16 protein-coding genes, 1 tRNA gene and 1 pseudogene are annotated in these 17,736 nt (G+C 58.9%); 12 read left to right on the top strand and 6 right to left on the bottom strand.

Annotated elements, in window-relative coordinates; all coding sequences use genetic code 11:
* Positions 1-18 precede the first annotated feature (18 nt).
* Complete coding sequence (locus AC07W5_RS06220; RefSeq protein ID WP_495022970.1) at positions 19-816, bottom strand: tyrosine-type recombinase/integrase; 798 nt, start codon at positions 814-816, stop codon at positions 19-21.
* A gap of 104 nt (positions 817-920) precedes the next feature.
* A tRNA-Arg gene (locus AC07W5_RS06215) sits at positions 921-997 on the bottom strand.
* A 351-nt stretch (positions 998-1,348) separates the two neighbouring features.
* On the opposite strand from AC07W5_RS06215, the gene gabD reads away from it, so the two are divergent.
* The 3 genes from gabD to AC07W5_RS06200 all read left to right on the top strand — a co-directional run bounded on the left by gabD (position 1,349) and on the right by AC07W5_RS06200 (position 5,598).
* Positions 1,349-2,791 carry an NADP-dependent succinate-semialdehyde dehydrogenase gene (gene gabD, locus AC07W5_RS06210; RefSeq protein WP_495010954.1) on the top strand — a complete coding sequence of 481 codons (1,443 nt, stop codon included), beginning with the start codon at positions 1,349-1,351 and terminating at the stop codon, positions 2,789-2,791.
* A gap of 177 nt (positions 2,792-2,968) precedes the next feature.
* Complete coding sequence (gene gabT, locus AC07W5_RS06205) at positions 2,969-4,246, top strand: 4-aminobutyrate--2-oxoglutarate transaminase (RefSeq protein ID WP_494994468.1); 1,278 nt, start codon at positions 2,969-2,971, stop codon at positions 4,244-4,246.
* Between the two features lie 137 nt (positions 4,247-4,383).
* On the top strand, positions 4,384-5,598 hold the full coding sequence (locus tag AC07W5_RS06200; protein ID WP_495022969.1) for an HDOD domain-containing protein: 1,215 nt from the start codon (positions 4,384-4,386) through the stop codon (positions 5,596-5,598).
* 19 nt (positions 5,599-5,617) lie between these two features.
* On the opposite strand, the pseudogene AC07W5_RS06195 reads toward AC07W5_RS06200, so the two are convergent.
* Positions 5,618-5,722 (bottom strand): annotated as a pseudogene (locus AC07W5_RS06195) (diguanylate cyclase); the annotation flags it as partial.
* Positions 5,723-5,804: 82 nt separating this feature from the next.
* A complete protein-coding gene (gene desA, locus AC07W5_RS06190; RefSeq protein ID WP_495022968.1) occupies positions 5,805-6,989 on the bottom strand; it encodes a delta-9 fatty acid desaturase DesA in 1,185 nt (394 codons plus the stop codon).
* Positions 6,990-7,136: 147 nt separating this feature from the next.
* Between desA and dibA the strand changes: the two genes are divergently transcribed.
* From dibA to AC07W5_RS06160, 6 genes are all read left to right on the top strand, one after another.
* A complete protein-coding gene (gene dibA, locus AC07W5_RS06185; RefSeq protein ID WP_495022967.1) occupies positions 7,137-9,056 on the top strand; it encodes a phosphodiesterase DibA in 1,920 nt (639 codons plus the stop codon).
* A gap of 312 nt (positions 9,057-9,368) precedes the next feature.
* Entirely contained in the window at positions 9,369-9,551 is a 183-nt protein-coding gene (gene oscA, locus AC07W5_RS06180; protein ID WP_099229308.1) for a sulfur starvation response protein OscA, read from the top strand.
* 94 nt (positions 9,552-9,645) lie between these two features.
* Positions 9,646-10,656, top strand: coding sequence for a sulfate ABC transporter substrate-binding protein (locus AC07W5_RS06175; RefSeq protein ID WP_495022966.1), 1,011 nt, complete (start codon positions 9,646-9,648; stop codon positions 10,654-10,656).
* A 72-nt stretch (positions 10,657-10,728) separates the two neighbouring features.
* Entirely contained in the window at positions 10,729-11,547 is an 819-nt protein-coding gene (gene cysT / locus AC07W5_RS06170) for a sulfate ABC transporter permease subunit CysT (RefSeq protein WP_495022965.1), read from the top strand.
* 13 nt (positions 11,548-11,560) lie between these two features.
* The gene (gene cysW, locus AC07W5_RS06165; RefSeq protein WP_495022964.1) at positions 11,561-12,433 is read left to right on the top strand and encodes a sulfate ABC transporter permease subunit CysW; all 873 of its coding nucleotides are present in this window, start codon (positions 11,561-11,563) and stop codon (positions 12,431-12,433) included.
* A gap of 3 nt (positions 12,434-12,436) precedes the next feature.
* A complete protein-coding gene (locus tag AC07W5_RS06160) occupies positions 12,437-13,426 on the top strand; it encodes a sulfate/molybdate ABC transporter ATP-binding protein (RefSeq protein ID WP_494994462.1) in 990 nt (329 codons plus the stop codon).
* Positions 13,427-13,588: 162 nt separating this feature from the next.
* On the opposite strand, the gene AC07W5_RS06155 is transcribed toward AC07W5_RS06160, so the two are convergent.
* Complete coding sequence (locus AC07W5_RS06155) at positions 13,589-14,113, bottom strand: Mpo1 family 2-hydroxy fatty acid dioxygenase (RefSeq protein ID WP_495022963.1); 525 nt, start codon at positions 14,111-14,113, stop codon at positions 13,589-13,591.
* A gap of 86 nt (positions 14,114-14,199) precedes the next feature.
* Here AC07W5_RS06155 and AC07W5_RS06150 point away from each other — a divergent pair, with 86 nt between their 5' ends.
* Together AC07W5_RS06150 and AC07W5_RS06145 are read left to right on the top strand one after the other, a co-directional pair.
* Positions 14,200-14,886, top strand: coding sequence for a Crp/Fnr family transcriptional regulator (locus AC07W5_RS06150; protein ID WP_495022962.1), 687 nt, complete (start codon positions 14,200-14,202; stop codon positions 14,884-14,886).
* Between the two features lie 88 nt (positions 14,887-14,974).
* Positions 14,975-15,349 carry a response regulator transcription factor gene (locus AC07W5_RS06145; protein WP_494994459.1) on the top strand — a complete coding sequence of 125 codons (375 nt, stop codon included), beginning with the start codon at positions 14,975-14,977 and terminating at the stop codon, positions 15,347-15,349.
* 158 nt (positions 15,350-15,507) lie between these two features.
* On the opposite strand, the gene AC07W5_RS06140 is transcribed toward AC07W5_RS06145, so the two are convergent.
* Positions 15,508-16,512: an AraC family transcriptional regulator gene (locus tag AC07W5_RS06140; RefSeq protein WP_495022961.1), complete on the bottom strand. Its 1,005-nt coding sequence runs from the start codon at positions 16,510-16,512 to the stop codon at positions 15,508-15,510.
* A 100-nt stretch (positions 16,513-16,612) separates the two neighbouring features.
* Here AC07W5_RS06140 and AC07W5_RS06135 point away from each other — a divergent pair, with 100 nt between their 5' ends.
* Positions 16,613-17,686 carry a fatty acid desaturase gene (locus tag AC07W5_RS06135; RefSeq protein ID WP_495022960.1) on the top strand — a complete coding sequence of 358 codons (1,074 nt, stop codon included), beginning with the start codon at positions 16,613-16,615 and terminating at the stop codon, positions 17,684-17,686.
* The last annotated feature ends 50 nt before the right edge of the window (positions 17,687-17,736 follow it).

The following is a 17,736-nucleotide window of genomic DNA, read 5'->3' as shown; positions in this document are numbered from 1 at the left end:
TGCGGTGGTGGGGAAGACTCAGCCGCAAAGTGAGCGCGGCAAATCCTTTAGCAACTGAATAGCTTTCGGGGAGAGGGGGACGGTTCTCGGTAGCCCGTTCTTGGTTGCTGGAAGGTGTGCGGTTCTGCGATCCAGATTCACATGCTTCCAACGCAACTCGAAAATCTCGCCACGGCGCATGGCTGTTTCGATTGCGAGTTGGACGATGGACCGTATCCAAGGGTTATGCGAGGCGTCTGCATAGGTTCCATCGGCGCGGCGCTCCCGAAGCTCTAACGCGCTGAGGATGTATTGTTCTTCAATCGGGTCCAGGCGTCGCGAGCGCTCGTCGTTATAGCTGGGGTGGGTGACCATCCGCACCGGGTTTTCGGCGAGATGAATTCCCCATTCACGGCGAGCGATTTCAATCACGCATTGAAACAAAGCCAGCTCACGCTTAACCGTATTGCCCTTGCGGATCTTCAGACGCTCGTCACGGTAGCGGGAAAAGTCGGAAGAGGTGAGGGTTGCGACGATTCGAGTAGCCAGCGGATTACGCTTGAGCGCTTCCAGGCGTTTGATTTCCGAGTAGGCGCCTTTGTGCTTCGGAGCGATCTCGGAGATGTAGCGATCAATGAGTTGATGAAAGGCGGTGCGTTCAGCCTCGACGCGAGAGACAAAAATGCCTCGGTCGATTTCGCTTTCGATCATGCGCGCGCAGGCTTGGGTGTCGGTTCTGGTTTCGAAGGTTTGGCGTCGGACTGGATAGCCCATACGGCGGACTTGCGCTTCCCACTGATACTCGCCGCGATTCCTGATTGTTGCCATTTCGACCATTCCCGCCACGTTCACGTGTGGAAAAACTCTGGCAAAAACGACTTTCAGGACCAGGACAGGTTTCTGTCAGGAGCGCTATCCCTTGTAATACAAGGGAAAGAAGATGGTGCACCAGGCGGGATTCGAACCCACGACCCCTGCCTTCGGAGGGCAGTACTCTATCCAGCTGAGCTACTGGTGCAGTGCGGGCGCCATGATACTCATATGCATCGCGGGCGTCCATGCCGCTGAATCGCCTGATTTTTCTGGGCCGCTATACGGCCGTTTGCTACGTTGATCAGAAAATTTCAGCAAAAGCGGCGTTTTCGTTCTTTTTTTCGAACAACCTATTGTCCTTTACCCCCTTTGATCCTAGGATTCGTTTGAGATTTCAAACGCTCTTGTCTGGGTGCTGAACCGCGCGAGTTTCATTATGTGCGCTATTTATGTGCTTCGGCCCGGTGAATGAATTTCCTGACGGCAGCCCTTGAGGCGCCTTTCTACAATCAATAATTCGCTCCGCTCCGCGCGGTGCTGTTAAGGAAAAGCCCACATGCAGCTCAAAGACACCCAGTTGTTCCGCCAGCAAGCCTATATCGATGGCGCTTGGGTCGATGCGGACAATGGTCAGACGATCAAGGTTAACAACCCGGCAACGGGCGAAATTCTGGGTACGGTGCCGAAAATGGGTGCTGCCGAAACCCGTCGTGCCATCGAAGCTGCTGACAAAGCGCTGCCGGCCTGGCGTGCACTGACCGCTAAAGAGCGTGCGAACAAGCTGCGTCGCTGGTTCGAACTGTTGATTGAAAACCAGGACGACCTCGGTCGCCTGATGACCCTCGAGCAAGGCAAGCCATTGGCCGAAGCCAAAGGCGAAATCGTTTACGCCGCGTCGTTCATCGAGTGGTTCGCCGAAGAAGCCAAGCGCATTTACGGTGACGTGATTCCTGGCCACCAGCCGGACAAGCGCCTGATCGTGATCAAGCAGCCGATTGGTGTCACCGCCGCGATCACCCCGTGGAACTTCCCGGCCGCGATGATCACCCGTAAAGCCGGCCCGGCTCTGGCCGCCGGTTGCACCATGGTGATCAAACCTGCTTCGCAAACCCCGTTCTCCGCTCTGGCGCTGGTTGAGCTGGCACACCGTGCCGGTATCCCGAAAGGCGTGCTGAGCGTGGTCACCGGCAGCGCTGGCGATATCGGCGGCGAGCTGACCAGCAACCCGATCGTACGCAAACTGTCCTTCACCGGCTCGACCGAAATCGGTCGTCAGCTGATGGCTGAATGCGCCAAGGACATCAAGAAAGTTTCCCTGGAACTGGGCGGCAACGCGCCGTTCATCGTGTTCGACGATGCCGATCTGGATAAGGCAGTCGAAGGCGCGATCATTTCCAAGTACCGCAACAATGGCCAGACCTGCGTCTGCGCTAACCGTCTGTACATTCAGGATTCGGTCTACGACGCGTTCGCCGAAAAGCTGAAAGTGGCTGTGGCCAAGCTGAAAATCGGTAACGGTCTGGAAGACGGCACCACCACCGGTCCCCTGATCGACGAAAAAGCCGTGGCCAAGGTTCAGGAGCACATTGCTGACGCCCTCAGCAAAGGCGCGACCCTGCTGGCCGGTGGCAAGGTCATGGAAGGTAACTTCTTTGAACCGACCATCCTGACTAACGTGCCGAAAAGTGCCGCTGTGGCGAAGGAAGAAACCTTCGGTCCATTGGCGCCACTGTTCCGCTTCAAAGACGAAGCCGAAGTGATCGCGATGTCCAACGACACCGAGTTCGGTCTGGCCTCGTATTTCTACGCTCGTGACCTGGGTCGTGTGTTCCGTGTGGCTGAAGCCCTGGAATACGGCATGGTCGGCGTCAACACCGGGTTGATCTCCAACGAAGTCGCGCCGTTCGGCGGCATCAAGGCCTCGGGCCTGGGCCGTGAAGGCTCCAAGTACGGCATCGAAGATTACCTGGAAATCAAATACCTCTGCCTGGGCATCTAACCCCGGCAAAGCGTTGAGCGGAGAGGGGCACGAGAGCGCTGTCCCTTTCTGGTTTCAAACGATTTTTCTCTGTGGCCGGGAACGCTGTGGCAGTCGATCATCGCATGCTGCCGTAGTTGCCTCCCCGTCACGTATTCCTTGGACCACGCCGACCGATGAGCGGCGAATGAGGACATTATGAGCAAGACGAACGCTTCCCTGATGAAACGCCGTGAAGCCGCTGTACCACGCGGTGTTGGCCAGATTCACCCGATCTTCGCCGAGTCGGCGAAGAACGCCACCGTGACCGACGTTGAAGGTCGTGAGTTCATCGACTTCGCGGGCGGCATCGCGGTTCTCAATACCGGTCACCTGCACCCGAAAGTTATCGCAGCCGTGACCGCGCAGCTGAACAAGCTGACTCACACCTGCTTCCAGGTTCTGGCCTACGAGCCGTACGTGGAACTGTGCGAAAAGATTAACGCCAAGGTTCCGGGTGACTTCGCCAAGAAAACCCTACTGGTCACCACCGGTTCCGAAGCTGTCGAAAACGCTGTGAAAATCGCTCGTGCCGCCACTGGCCGTGCTGGCGTGATTGCCTTCACCGGCGCTTACCACGGTCGCACCATGATGACCCTGGGCCTGACCGGTAAAGTCGTGCCTTACTCGGCCGGCATGGGTCTGATGCCAGGCGGCATCTTCCGCGCGCTGTACCCGAACGAACTGCATGGCGTGAGCATCGACGATTCGATCGCCAGCATCGAGCGCATCTTCAAGAACGACGCCGAGCCTCGTGACATCGCTGCGATCATCATCGAGCCAGTCCAGGGCGAAGGCGGTTTCTACGTCGCGCCGAAGGCATTCATGGCCCGTCTGCGTGCCCTGTGCGACCAGCACGGCATTCTGTTGATCGCTGACGAAGTGCAAACCGGCGCAGGCCGTACCGGCACTTTCTTCGCCATGGAACAGATGGGCGTCGCTGCCGACCTGACCACCTTCGCCAAATCCATCGCTGGCGGCTTCCCGTTGGCCGGTGTTTGCGGCAAGGCTGAGTACATGGATGCCATCGCTCCAGGCGGCCTGGGCGGCACCTACGCGGGTAGCCCGATTGCTTGCGCTGCGGCTCTGGCCGTGATGGAAGTGTTCGAAGAAGAGCACCTGCTGGATCGTTGCAAAGCGGTCGGCGAGCGTCTGGTGACTGGCCTGAAGGCCATTCAGGCCAAATACCCGGTCATCGGCGAAGTGCGTGCACTGGGCGCGATGATCGCGGTCGAGCTGTTCGAAAACGGCGACAGCCACAAGCCGAACGCCGCTGCTGTGGCTCAGGTTGTGGCCAAGGCACGCGACAAGGGGCTGATCCTGCTGTCGTGCGGTACTTACGGCAACGTGTTGCGCGTACTGGTGCCTCTGACTTCGCCGGACGAGCAACTGGACAAAGGTCTGGCAATCATTGAAGAGTGCTTCTCTGAGCTCTGATTGCAGTCTGTGATCTGATCGACAAAAAACCCGCTTCGGCGGGTTTTTTTATGGGTTTGTCGGCGCACCCCGGTTTTTGCGCTGTATCGAAGTGCCTGCCTTGGCTAAGGTGCGAGCATTGCCTTTGGAGCGTGCAGATGACTGCGGTTGATTTACCTGCTGTACCACGAGTGTTGATTGCCGAGGCGGACCCTTGGTCTCGTGACCTGCTCAAACAGGTGTTGTTGAACGTGCGTTGCGACGCCAGGCTGGATGTGTGTGCTGACGGGCAAGAGGCGCTGGAGCTTTTGAGCGAAACCCCTTATGACCTGGTGATCGCCGATTGGGAGTTGTCGGGCGTCGATGGCCTTGGCTTGCTGCGTAGCGTGCGTCAGCGTCGGCGTAACCCAGTGCTGCCGTTTATCCTCATGAGCAGCCGCAATGACAGCGCCAGCGTGCGTGAGGTCTTGCCGTTGGCGCCTACGGCTTATTTGACCAAGCCCTTGAACATGGAAAGCCTGAGCCAGCGTCTGCAGGATCTGCTGCTGAGCGCAGGTCAGTCAGTCTCGTGTGAGCCTGCGGCGTTGGCGCCTGGCATGAGCTTGTCGGTTTTTCTTGAGCACCGACGTGAAGTGTCTGATGGCGCGCCATTGCTGGCCGACGTGCAGTTGGCGATCAAACGCAGTCTCAACCCGGACGGGCTGGACCTGAAACGGCTGGAAGAGGAAGTCCGCACTGATCCGCAAATTACTGCGGTGCTGATCGCCGCTGCCAATAGTGCTGCGCAGCATCATGGCGACTCTGTGCAGACCCTGTCCCAGGCGTTGCACAGGCTGGGCACCGGACAAAGCATGAACCTGATTCTCGGCCTGGCCCTCAAGCGCAGTGCCCGCCTCAGTGACCCCGCGCTGGTCGATTACGCCGAGCGTTATTGGGAGCTGTCGCTGCACACGGCGCAATACGGTCGTACGCTCGCGCGCTTGCTGGACCTGGATCAGGAGCGCTGCTATTGCGCCGGCATGCTGCATCGCCTGGGTGATCTGGCGTTGCTGCGGTGCTTGCAAGAATGGAAGCAGGCTGGCGGCGAGCTGGATGATCAAGAACAGATCGGCGACGCGCTCGAAGCGTTCGGCGCCGCCTACGGATCGGCACTGCGCACGCGCTGGCGTTTACCGCTGGAGCTGCGCGAGCTGATCGCGGCGGTCTACCAGCTCGGTGGCGGGGTGTATTCGCGCGAAGCGCTGGTAATGAATATCTCGGCACAACTGGCCCGCCTGAGGCCTTCAGAGGGTCTTGAGAATATCGCCAAAAGCAAGACTGCACGCTTGCTCAAGATTGGGCTGCCGGAACTTATGCGGCTACGCAAAGGCTAAAAGATCGCAGTCTGCGGCAGCGACGCAGAACCTGTAGGACGAGCCGGGCGATACTCACCGCGAACTCCTCACCGCCAATGCGCCTGAACAGATCGCCGGGGCGCAAGACTGCACGGCCACTTTGGATGGCGAATTATTCCTTGATATAGGGGGGCAGCCAGGTTCCGCAGGGTGCGCCCGCAAACGGGGCGCACCGATCAACGGTGTCAGGCGGAGGCAGGGCGCAACGAGTAGGTTTTCAACTGGTGGGCGAAGTCGCGCAGCGATTGAATCCCGCTGGCTTCGGCTTCGTGAACCCACTCCTTGATCGCAGCCAGCATGTCATGACCATTGGAACTGGTCTTGACCCAGATCTGTTGCAAGGCGAGGCGTTTCTCGTAAATTACCTTCAGCGCCTGGCTGTGTTCGAGCATGGTCTGAATGCGCAGGTGGTGCTTGTCATCCAGCAGGCTGGTTTCTCGCGAGAGCAGACGTTTGGCCCGGTGGAACTGGTGACGGACCGAGTGATCAACCTTTTCCAGTTCTTGTTTGACCAGCGGTGCGATGACCAATTTGCGGTACTGGGCCATGATCTGGAAGCGATTGTTGAGGATCGCCATGGCAGTGTCCATGTCCAGATGGCCTTTACCTTCGACCCGGTGGGCGATCGGCGCGACCCGCTGAACCTTGGCCAGACGCAGGAAACTGAAGACCTGGATCCAGGCCCAGCCGAGGTCGAACTCCCATTTCTTCACTGACAGTTTGGCGGAGTTAGGGTAGGTGTGATGGTTGTTGTGCAGTTCTTCGCCACCGACCAGGATGCCCCAGGGCACCAGATTGGTCGCCGCGTCGCGACATTCGAAGTTACGGTAGCCGACGGCGTGGCCCAGACCGTTGATGACGCCGGCGGCCCAGACCGGAATCCACATCATCTGGATCGCCCAGACGGTGATGCCGATGGTGCCGAACAGCAGCAGGTCGATGATGCCCATGATCGCCACGCCCAGCAGCGGGTAGCGGGTGTAGAGGTTGCGTTCGATCCAGTCGTCCGGGCAGTTCTTGCCATAGATGCGCAGCGTCTCGGGGTTTTCGGCTTCAGCGCGATACAGCTCGGCGCCCTTGCGCAAAACGGTAGAGAGACCTTTGATCACCGGGCTGTGCGGGTCATCGACGGTTTCGCATTTGGCGTGGTGCTTGCGGTGGATCGCAGTCCACTCGCGGGTGTTCTGCGCCGTGGTCAGCCACAGCCAGAAGCGGAAGAAGTGTTTCAGGCCAGCATTGAGCTCCAGAGAGCGATGGGCTGAATAGCGGTGCAGATAGACCGTGACGCCGACAATGGTCACGTGGGTCATCAACAGGGTGACTGCCACCAGTTGCCAAGGCGACAAGTCGAGAAAACCGTTGTACCACATAGGCTGTATGGCCCTCGATAAAAATAAAAAACAGCGAGCGCATTATCCCTCAGCGTACAGATAAAACCAGTCACCCTTTCAGATAAGAGTGGGGGGAAGTTTCTTCCGCTATAATCCCTAGCCTTTTGTAGGGATATTGACTGCCTTATGTCAGCTTCTTATCGCGCCGCTCTGCGTGCGGCGCTGCTCTATCTACTGCTGTCTGTTCTCTGGCTGCAGTTCAGTGGTTATTTATTGAACAACTTCTTCGATGAGTCGACCGATCTGGCCCGTGGTCAACTGATCAACGGCTATGTATGGGCAGTGTTCAGTGCCGGACTGATCTTCATTGCCCGCGCACGATTGCTGCGTTTTCTCGGTATTGACGCAACGTTGCGCCACCGCAGTGAGGACCGCGAGCGTTTGCGTCAGGCAGCGGCGGTGTTCGATTGCACTCGCGAGGGGGTGCTGGTCAGTGACCGTCAGGGGCTGATCGTCCATGTGAACCGTGCGTTCATGGAAATTACCGGCTATCAAACTGAAGAAGTGCTTGGCCACCAGCCGAGCATGTTCAAGTCCGGCCATCATCCGCCGACGTTCTATGAGGCGATGTTCGAGTCACTGAAAAGCACCGGCGAATGGAGCGGCGAGATCTGGAACCGGCGAAAAAACGGTGATATTTACCCGCAATGGCAGACCATCCGGGCCATTCGCGATGATCACGGTGGGCTCAGCCATTACGTCGCGGTGTTCTCTGACATCAGCGCGACCAAGGACTCCGAGCATGAGCTGGCCCACCTGGCACATCACGATCCGCTGACCGACCTGCCCAACCGTTTGCTGTTTACCGACCGGGCCGAACAGGCACTGGCCTCGGCGCAGATTCACAAGCGCGGTTGCGCCTTGTTGTTGATCGATCTGGATCACTTCAAGATCATCAACGATAGTCTCGGCCACAACGTCGGCGATCAATTGCTCAAGGCCGTGGCCGAGCGCCTGCAAGGCATGTTCGGCCCCGGGATTACCCTGGCGCGGCTGGGCGGCGACGAGTTTGCCGTGCTGGCCGAAAGTTGCCCGCAATTGATGCAGGCAGCAGCGTTGGCCCAGCGGATCATTGACGGTCTGAAAGAACCGTTCGGATTCAGCGGGCACCAACTCTTCATCAGCGCCAGCATCGGCATCAGCCTGTTCCCCAGCGATGCGTTGAGTGCCGGACAATTGCTGCGTAATGCGGATTCGGCGCTGTTCAAGGCCAAAAGTTGCGGGCGTGAAGGCTATGCCTTGTACACCGAAGAACTCACCGCCCATGCCCAGCACCGGGTGGAGATCGCCGGCCAGTTGCGCCGCGCACTCGAGCAGCAGGAACTGCGGGTTTACTACCAGCCGGTGCATGACTTGCAGTCCAGTCGATTGATTGGCGTCGAGGCCCTGGTGCGCTGGGAGCACCCGGAGCGTGGGCTGGTGGCGCCGGGTGAGTTCATTCCGATTGCCGAACGCACCGGACTGATTGCCGAGATCGACGCCTGGGTTATGCAGCAAGCCTGTCAGCAAATGTGCCAATGGTTGAAGGCAGGAGTGGCGTTGTCGTTCGTCGCGGTAAATGTCTCCAGTCGCCTGTTTGCCCGTCGCGAGCTGTATCAGCAGGTTGCCCAGGTGTTGCACGACACGGGCCTGGATCCGGCATTTCTGGAGCTGGAAGTCACCGAAAGCGCGGTGATGGACGATCCGGAAGTGGCGCTGGAGCAAATGCACCGGCTGCGCGAATTGGGGTTGCGCCTGGCGATCGATGATTTCGGCACCGGCTATTCATCGCTGTTGCGGCTTAAACGGTTGCCGGTGCACAAACTCAAGATCGATCAGGGCTTTGTCGCCGGATTGCCTTGGGATGACGACGATGCGGCCATCGTTCGGGTGATTATCGCCCTGGCGCAAAGCATGGGCATGCAAGTGCACGCCGAAGGCATCGAACAGATAGAGCAGGCGGGATTTCTGCTCGATCATGCCTGTGATCTTGGCCAGGGCTACTGGTTTGGGCGGCCGGTGCCAGCTCAGGAGCTCGACTGGGCGAAGGCGCCGGTGATTCGGTAATGACGCTGGCTGAAGGGGCGGTTGATCGTTCCCATGCTCCGCGTGGGAATGCCGCCCGGGACGCTCTGCGTCCGCCGTTGATGTGACGCAGAGCGTCACTGGATGCATTCCCACGCAGGAGCGTGGGAACGATCAACTTTTAATCTTGCCCCCCAATCCCCCCGCAAACCCGCGCCCCTTCGGCTAATTTATTTTGGTTATATAAACATTCTTAAATAGTATTTTTAAGAATATAACCGCCTGTCTACTATTGCTCTCACGCCGTAAGCAGTGCCGCCACTGCCGGGCACATCTCATTCAAGGAGCAGCACCATGAGCGCATCTCTACGTAGCGTTGACGGCCAGGACGAAGCAGCCATTTTGCGCGAGATTCAAAGCGCATTGCGCGATCTGCGCTTCGGTGCGGTGGAAATCACCGTGCACAACGCTCAAGTGGTACAGATCGAACGCAAAGAAAAATTCCGTTTGCAGAACCCTGGTAACAAACCGGGCTGAAGCGATTAACAACGTCAAAAGATCATCCGAACGCGGCCCGATTCCAGAATCCATAAGAAAAGCCAGCACCCCAAGAATTTCAGGAGCTTTCACTATGTCGTCGATTCGCCGTTACGCCCTGGCCGCTCTGGCCAGTTCCGTTTTTGCTGGTTCCGCGGTTGCCAAGGATTATGAGTTGCTCAACGTGTCGTATGACCCGACCCGTGAGCTGTATCAGGATTACAACGCTGAGTTCGTCAGCTTCTGGAAGAAAGATCACGCCGGTGACAACGTCAAAATCCAGCAATCTCACGGTGGCTCGGGCAAACAAGGTCGGGCGGTGATCGATGGTCTGCGTGCTGACGTGGTAACCCTGGCCCTGGCCGGTGATATCGACGAAATCGCCAAGCTCGGCAAGACCCTGCCGGCCGATTGGCAAAAACGCCTGCCGGATGCCAGCACGCCTTACACCTCGACCATCGTGTTCCTAGTGCGCAAGGGCAACCCTAAAGGGATCAAGGACTGGGGCGATCTGACCAAAAATGGCGTTGAAGTGATCACGCCCAACCCGAAAACCTCCGGCGGCGCACGCTGGAACTTCCTTGCCGCCTGGGCCTATGGCCTGAAAGCCGGCGGTAGCGAAGCCAAGGCTCAGGAATACGTCAAAGAACTCTTCAAACACGTTCCGGTGCTGGACACTGGCGCTCGTGGCTCAACCATCACCTTCGTCAACAACGGTCAGGGCGATGTGTTGCTGGCCTGGGAAAACGAAGCGTTCCTGGCGCTGAAAGAAGAGGGTGGCGCTGACAAGTTCGACATCGTCGTACCTTCGCTGTCGATCCTCGCTGAGCCGCCTGTTGCCGTCGTCGACAAGAACGCCGGGAAAAAGGGCAACGAGCAGATCGCCGAAGCCTACCTGAAACACCTTTACAGCCCGGCCGGTCAGGAAATTGCGGCGAAAAACTTCTATCGTCCGCGTGACAAGGACGTGGCCGCCAGGTATGCCAAACAGTTCCCGAAACTGGATCTGGTGACTATCGACAAGGACTTTGGCGGCTGGAAGACTGCCCAACCGAAATTCTTCAATGACGGCGGTGTGTTCGACCAGATCTACACGGCTCAGTAAGGAAAAATTGTAAGAGCGAGCCCGCATTCGTTTGCGGGCTTTGCGTGTCCGTTCAGTCAACCAAGGACTTTTATGTCGCGTCGTATCTCCCCCGTCATACCCGGCTTCGGGCTGACGCTGGGGTACACCTTGGTGTACCTCAGCCTGATTGTGCTCATCCCCCTGGCGGCGATGTTCGTGCATGCCGCTCAACTCACCTGGGATCAGTTCTGGGCAATCATCTCGGCACCACGGGTGCTGGCGGCGTTGAAGCTCAGTTTCGGTACCGCGCTGTATGCCGCGATCATCAACGGCATCATCGGCACGTTGCTGGCCTGGGTACTGGTGCGTTACAACTTTCCCGGCCGCAAGATCATCGACGCGATGATCGATCTGCCGTTCGCGCTGCCGACGGCCGTGGCCGGTATAGCGCTGACTGCGCTGTACACGCCGACCGGGCTGGTGGGCCAGTTCGCTGTCGACCTGGGTTTCAAGATTGCCTACACACCGCTCGGCATCACGCTGGCGCTGACCTTCGTCACCCTGCCGTTTGTGGTGCGTACGGTGCAGCCGGTTCTGGCCGACATTCCCCGTGAAGTCGAAGAAGCCGCCGCCTGCCTGGGTGCCAAGCCGTTGCAGGTGTTTCGCTACATCCTCGTGCCGGCCTTGTTGCCTGCATGGCTGACCGGTTTCGCCCTGGCCTTTGCCCGGGGCGTCGGCGAATACGGATCGGTGATCTTCATTGCTGGCAACATGCCGATGAAAACCGAGATCCTGCCGCTGCTGATCATGGTCAAGCTCGACCAATACGACTACACCGGCGCCACCTCCATCGGTGTGCTGATGCTGGTGGTTTCCTTCGTCCTGTTGCTGCTGATCAACTTGTTGCAGCGGCGCATCGAAACCCCATAAGGAGGCCCGGAATATGTCCAGTTCAACGCTTGCCAGCGCTTCCACGGCCAACGCTGCCCGTCGTGGCAGTGCCGTTTCCCGGCGGATTCTGATCAGCCTCGGCTGGCTGATTTTTGCCCTGTTCCTGCTGCTGCCGCTGTTTATCGTGGTGTCCCAAGGCTTGAAACTTGGCCTGGGTGCATTCTTCACCGCGATCTTCGAGCCGGATGCACTATCGGCCCTGAAACTGACGGTGATCGCCGTGCTGATTTCAGTGCCGCTCAACCTGGTGTTCGGCGTCAGCGCCGCCTGGTGCGTCAGTAAATACTCGTTTCGCGGCAAGAGCATGCTGGTGACCCTGATCGATTTGCCGTTCTCGGTCTCGCCGGTGATCGCAGGTCTGGTCTATGTGCTGATGTTCGGCGCCCAGGGAATCTTTGGCCCGTGGCTACAGGACCACGACATCCAGATTGTCTTCGCCTTGCCGGGCATCGTCCTGGCGACCATCTTCGTCACCGTACCGTTCGTGGCTCGGGAGCTGATCCCGCTGATGCAGGAGCAGGGTACTCAGGAAGAAGAAGCCGCGCGGTTGCTGGGCGCCAACGGCTGGCAGATGTTCTGGCACGTAACGGTGCCGAACATCAAATGGGGGCTGATTTACGGCGTGGTGCTCTGCACTGCGCGGGCGATGGGTGAATTCGGGGCGGTCTCGGTGGTTTCCGGGCACATCCGCGGGGTAACCAACACCCTGCCGCTGCATGTCGAGATTCTCTATAACGAATACAACCACGTCGCCGCGTTTGCCGTTGCGAGCCTGTTGCTGATCCTGGCGCTCTTCATCCTGCTGCTCAAGCAGTGGAGCGAGAACCGTATTAACCGCCTGCGCGCCAGTGCGGCGGAGGAATAAATCATGTCGATCGAAGTCCGTAATGTCAGCAAGAACTTCCACGCCTTCAAGGCCCTGAACAGCATCAATCTGGACATCCAGAGCGGTGAACTGGTAGCGCTGCTGGGCCCGTCAGGCTGCGGCAAGACCACCTTGCTGCGGATCATCGCCGGCCTCGAAACCCCGGATGAAGGCAACATCGTCTTCCACGGCGAAGACGTCTCCGGCCACGATGTTCGTGATCGCAACGTCGGGTTCGTGTTCCAGCACTACGCCTTGTTCCGTCACATGACGGTGTTCGACAACGTGGCGTTCGGTTTGCGCATGAAGCCGAAGAACCAGCGCCCGACCGAAAGCCAGATCGCGGTCAAAGTCCACGAACTGCTGAACATGGTTCAACTGGACTGGCTCTCCGATCGCTACCCGGAACAGCTCTCCGGCGGTCAGCGTCAACGTATCGCCCTGGCTCGCGCCTTGGCGGTGGAGCCGAAAGTCCTGCTGCTGGACGAACCCTTCGGTGCGCTGGATGCCAAGGTCCGTAAAGAACTGCGCCGCTGGCTGGCGCGGTTGCACGAAGACATCAACCTGACCTCGGTGTTCGTGACCCACGACCAGGAAGAGGCGATGGAAGTCGCCGACCGCATCGTGGTGATGAACAAAGGCGTGATCGAGCAGATTGGCTCACCGGGCGACGTCTACGAAAACCCGGCCAGCGATTTTGTTTATCACTTCCTCGGCGACTCCAACCGCCTGCACATTGGCGAGGACAACCACGTATTGTTCCGCCCCCACGAAGTATCGCTGTCGCGCCATGAGCTGCAAGACCACCACGCCGCTGAAGTGCGCGACATCCGCCCGCTGGGGGCGACTACCCGGGTGACCTTGAAAGTTGAAGGTCAAAGCGAGCTGATCGAAGCTGAAGTGGTGAAAGACCACGACAGCCTGATTGGTCTGGCGCGCGGCGAGACATTGTTCTTCAAACCGAAGGTCTGGCAGAAGGTCGCCAACCTCTAAAAAGGTCATCAGATCGTTTCCACGCTCTGCGTGGTAATGCAGCCCGTGACGCCCTGCGTCACAAGAGCGGACGCAGAGCGTCCAGTGAGGCATTCCCACGCGGGAGCGTGGGAACGATCATTCCACGGACTTGTAGGAGCGAGGCTTGCCCGCGATGGCGTCTTACGCCGCAGCGCGTTTCGGATTGATTCGTACGACCCCGGCCCGCGCTTCGATCTGTTCTTTGAGGTCATGCCGACACCCCAGCATGAACGCCAATTCGGCCACGACAAATAGCGGCCCGACGATCAATCCCGATACGTCATCGACAAACGCCGGTTTGCGCCCTTCGTAGTGATGGCCGACAAACTGAATCGCCCAGCCGACCACAAACATGCCGATTGCGCTGCCGAGCCAGACCCATGTGCTGTCCTGCGCGAGAATATGACCTAGCCAAACGGACAGGCCAAGCAGGGCGGTCATTACTACCCCAAAGCGTACTTCCAGGCGTACATAAAACCACGCCGAGGCCAATGCCAGCAGCACCGCTGGAGACACCCAGAGCCCGGCCACCGGCCATTGCGGCCGTGACAGCAACACCGCAACGGCGACCACAATCAGCGGAATGCCGATAAAGTGGCTGGTGATATTGCGCGGGTCGCGGTGGTAGGCGGCGTATTGACTGAGATGGTCAACGAGGCTTTTCATTGTTGTTTCCTCCTGTAGGGAGTTCGATCATGCCCTGCGCTCAGTCTTCGCTCTGTCAGCCAGGCGACAATCATCTTGGAGTTCTCATGGATATGCAGGCCTGGCGTCCGCGTTTGTTGAGCGGTCAGTGGTTCAACCATTTGCCTGCCTTGTTCCAGGATAGTCTGCTGGCGATCGCCAGGGTGCGGCGTCTGGCGCCGGGGCAACGGCTGTTCAAGCGTGGCGATCCACCCTGTGGTTTGTACGCGGTGCTTGAAGGTGCGGTGCGCATTGGCGCAGTGAATGAGCAGGGCAAGGAGGCGCTGCTGAGCCTGGTCGAACCGCCGCACTGGTTCGGTGAAATCTGCCTGTTCGATGGCCAGCCGCGAACCCACGACGCTTATGGTGTTGGCTTGTGCGTCCTGTTGCATGTGTCTCAGGCCGCGTTGCTCGAGCTGCTGGAAGAACACCCGCAATACTGGCGGCATTTGGCACTGTTGATGAGCCACAAGCTACGCCTGACGTTCATCAACCTCGAACAGCTGAGCCTGATGCCGGCGGCTGTGCGCGTGGCTCATCGCTTGCTGCTGATCGCCGAAGGTTACGGTGAGACCGAGCACTCGCGACGGGTCCTGCAATTGCCCCAGGAGCAGTTGGCGTTAATGCTCTCGCTCTCCCGGCAGACCACCAATCAGATCCTCAAGGAGCTGCAAGGTCAGGGTATTCTCAATCTGAGTTATGGCGAGATCGAAGTTGTCGACCTGGAGAGATTACGTGCTGCGGCGCAGGGATGATTGAGTCGGCTCATCCGAAATAACCGTTAGTGATGGGCAATGACCGCCAAGGCGCCTAGCCTGTACAGATGATTAATCGAGGTGTGCCATGCGTTTGCTGTTAGTGGACGACGAGCCTGAGGTCGCGAAGCTCCTGGCTCAAGGCCTGAGCGAGGCAAGTTTTGCGGTGGATGTGGCGGTTGACGGGATGCAGGGGCGACGCTTTATCGACGAGCAGCCTGAGTATGACCTGATCGTCCTGGACGTCATGTTGCCCGGGCTCAATGCCTGGCAATTGCTGCAACAGATTCGTCGGCGCGGTGCAACGCCGGTGCTGTTTCTGACCACCAGAGACGGGATTGAGGATCGGCTGCGGGATCTTGAATTGCACGATGATGATTACTTGCTCAAGCCGTTTTCGGTGGCCGAGCTGGTGGCGCGGGTGCGTAAGTTGCTCAGACGTGGGCGTAGTGCAAACCCGTAGCAGCTGCCGAAGGCTGCGTTCGAGGCCGCAGGCCTCGTAATTCAGACGCTCAGATCTGTTTGAAGCACCGCGTTGTCTGGTTTTACGACTGCTGCGCCCGAGCGCGGACCGAGTCGAACGCAGGCTGCGCCAGCTACTACGGGATTGTCGTTGGTGCTTTATCGCAACCCATCCCGAAACTGCCCCGGTGTCATCCCGGTCCAGCGTTTGAAGGCGCGGCTGAAGCTACTGGTGTCGGCGAAGCCCAGCAGGTAACTGATCTCGCTCAATGAGCACTGCGGGTCGCGCAGGTGCAGCAGCGCCAGGTTCTCCCTACACTCGTTGAGCAAGGTATCAAAACGACAGCCCTCATCGGCCAGATGCCGTTGCAGGCTGCGCAGGCTCAGGTGCAAGGTCTGGGCGATGTGTTCGGCAGAAGGTTCGCCTTCCGGCAATTGCGCTTCAATGGCCGAGCGGACCTTGCGTTCCCAAGTCAGCGGTTGCAGTTGCACCAGGGTGTGTTTGAGCATCGTTTCGTTGTGCTCGGCCAGCGCCGGGTTGGCGTCATCCAGATGACTGTCGAAATCGCTGACGGCAAACTCCAACCGGTCCTCGTCGGCGGCGAAAAAAATCGGCGCACGGAACACCGCATGCCAATGCTTCGGGTCCGCCGGTTCCGGTCGACGCAGATACACTGCTAACGGTGCGTAATCCCGGCCCAGGCGGCTGCGGCAGGTACGGACATAGATCGCTGCGAAGGCGTCGATGGCCTCGAACGCCGGTCTCGGGCTGCCCTCAGGGACCCTCAAATGAAAATAATAGCGCTCACCAACCTGGTTCAACTCCAGCTCCAGCGCATCGCTGACCACCTGGTGGTAACGCACGATCCGCTCGAAGACTTCCCGCAGGCTGCCGCTGGCCACCAGCGCATAACCCAGGGCGTGAAACGTGGTCGGGCTGACGAAGCGTGAGACCCGAAGGCCAATTGCCGGATCGCCGCTGGCCTTGACCGCCACTTCCCACAGACGCGTGGTGGCAGATAGCGGATAACGGGCGTTCGGGTCGTCCATCAATTGTGGGTCGAGGCCGGCTTCGCGGCACAGTGCGTCGCTGTCGAGGCCAAGGGCGTCGAGTTGCTTGCGCAGGGCGCGGGTCCAGCTGGCGAGGGACGTGGGTTCAATCATGATGATTGGCGCTTCCGGTCAACAGGTTGGCGTTCACGGCTACAGCCCTGCGCAGGTGAGCAGGGCAGGATGCGAACATCAATAACCAGAGGATGGAAGCATGTATGGTACTTCTGCAAGTCCCACGCACCTGAATGCACAGCAACGATCAGCGCATATTCGTGAAGTGGTGCTGGCCCGCGGCACAGAATTGCGTAAACGCTACCCGATTCTTAATCATCAGGACGCCCTTGGCGCGGGTATTCTGGCCTTTGCGCTGGCCGGAATGATCGGCTCGGCGACGCTCTACCTCAACGGTCTAATGGCCTGGTGGGTGTGCTTGCTGTTGAACGCATTTTTTGCCTCGTTGACCCACGAGCTGGAACACGACCTGATTCACAGCATGTATTTTCGCAAGCAGCGGGTGCCCCACAACCTGATGCTGGCGCTGGTCTGGCTGGCGCGGCCGAGCACCATCAATCCGTGGATTCGCCGGCATCTGCACCTCAACCACCACAAGGTTTCCGGCACTGAAGCCGACATGGAAGAACGCGCGATCACCAATGGCGAGCCGTGGGGCATCGCGCGGCTGCTGATGGTTGGTGACAATGTGATGTCCTCGTTGATCCGGGCCCTGCGGGCCAAGACCTGGACGCACAAGATCAGCATCCTCAAGCGCACGCTGAAAGTCTACGCACCGCTGGCGCTGCTGCATTGGGGCGCGTGGTATGTGTTTCTCGGCTTCCATGCAACCAACAGCATCGCCAGTCTGCTCGGCGCACCTGTCGAATGGTCGGCGAGCACGTTGTCGGTGCTGCAGGTGATCGATATCGCGGCGGTGGTGATCATCGGTCCGAACGTGTTGCGTACCTTCTGCCTGCACTTTGTCAGCTCGAACATGCACTACTACGGCGACGTGGAACCGGGCAATGTGATCCAGCAGACGCAGATCCTCAACCCGTGGTGGATGTGGCCGTTGCAGGCGTTTTGTTTCAACTTCGGCAGTACCCACGGCATCCATCATTTTGTAGTGAAAGAACCGTTCTACCTGCGTCAGATGACTGCGCCGGTGGCGCATAAAGTGATGGTCGAAATGGGCGTGCGCTCTAATGATTTCGGCACGTTTGGGCGGGCGAACCGGTTTGCTCGTAAAGAAGAAGTGGTGGGGGAGAAGGTACGAGCCGCCCAGGCTTGATGAGTTGTCCTCGAGGGCCTCTTCGCGGGCAAGCCAAGCTTGCACATTAG

It is taken from the genome of Pseudomonas sp. GW821-FHT01E05 (assembly GCF_059422425.1).
Note: the sequence above shows the minus strand (reverse complement) of the source record. Positions and strands in the feature narration are given on the sequence as shown.

Coding starts and splice junctions, on each gene's coding strand:
- oscA (WP_099229308.1), top strand. CDS start 9,369: ATGAGCGCATCTCTACGTAGCGTTGACGGCCAGGACGAAGCAGCCATT.
- AC07W5_RS06175 (WP_495022966.1), top strand. CDS start 9,646: ATGTCGTCGATTCGCCGTTACGCCCTGGCCGCTCTGGCCAGTTCCGTT.
- AC07W5_RS06145 (WP_494994459.1), top strand. CDS start 14,975: ATGCGTTTGCTGTTAGTGGACGACGAGCCTGAGGTCGCGAAGCTCCTG.
- AC07W5_RS06200 (WP_495022969.1), top strand. CDS start 4,384: ATGACTGCGGTTGATTTACCTGCTGTACCACGAGTGTTGATTGCCGAG.
- cysT (WP_495022965.1), top strand. CDS start 10,729: ATGTCGCGTCGTATCTCCCCCGTCATACCCGGCTTCGGGCTGACGCTG.
- AC07W5_RS06140 (WP_495022961.1), bottom strand. CDS start 16,512: ATGATTGAACCCACGTCCCTCGCCAGCTGGACCCGCGCCCTGCGCAAG.
- AC07W5_RS06160 (WP_494994462.1), top strand. CDS start 12,437: ATGTCGATCGAAGTCCGTAATGTCAGCAAGAACTTCCACGCCTTCAAG.
- desA (WP_495022968.1), bottom strand. CDS start 6,989: ATGTGGTACAACGGTTTTCTCGACTTGTCGCCTTGGCAACTGGTGGCA.
- AC07W5_RS06220 (WP_495022970.1), bottom strand. CDS start 816: ATGGTCGAAATGGCAACAATCAGGAATCGCGGCGAGTATCAGTGGGAA.
- cysW (WP_495022964.1), top strand. CDS start 11,561: ATGTCCAGTTCAACGCTTGCCAGCGCTTCCACGGCCAACGCTGCCCGT.
- dibA (WP_495022967.1), top strand. CDS start 7,137: ATGTCAGCTTCTTATCGCGCCGCTCTGCGTGCGGCGCTGCTCTATCTA.
- gabD (WP_495010954.1), top strand. CDS start 1,349: ATGCAGCTCAAAGACACCCAGTTGTTCCGCCAGCAAGCCTATATCGAT.
- gabT (WP_494994468.1), top strand. CDS start 2,969: ATGAGCAAGACGAACGCTTCCCTGATGAAACGCCGTGAAGCCGCTGTA.
- AC07W5_RS06150 (WP_495022962.1), top strand. CDS start 14,200: ATGGATATGCAGGCCTGGCGTCCGCGTTTGTTGAGCGGTCAGTGGTTC.
- AC07W5_RS06135 (WP_495022960.1), top strand. CDS start 16,613: ATGTATGGTACTTCTGCAAGTCCCACGCACCTGAATGCACAGCAACGA.
- AC07W5_RS06155 (WP_495022963.1), bottom strand. CDS start 14,113: ATGAAAAGCCTCGTTGACCATCTCAGTCAATACGCCGCCTACCACCGC.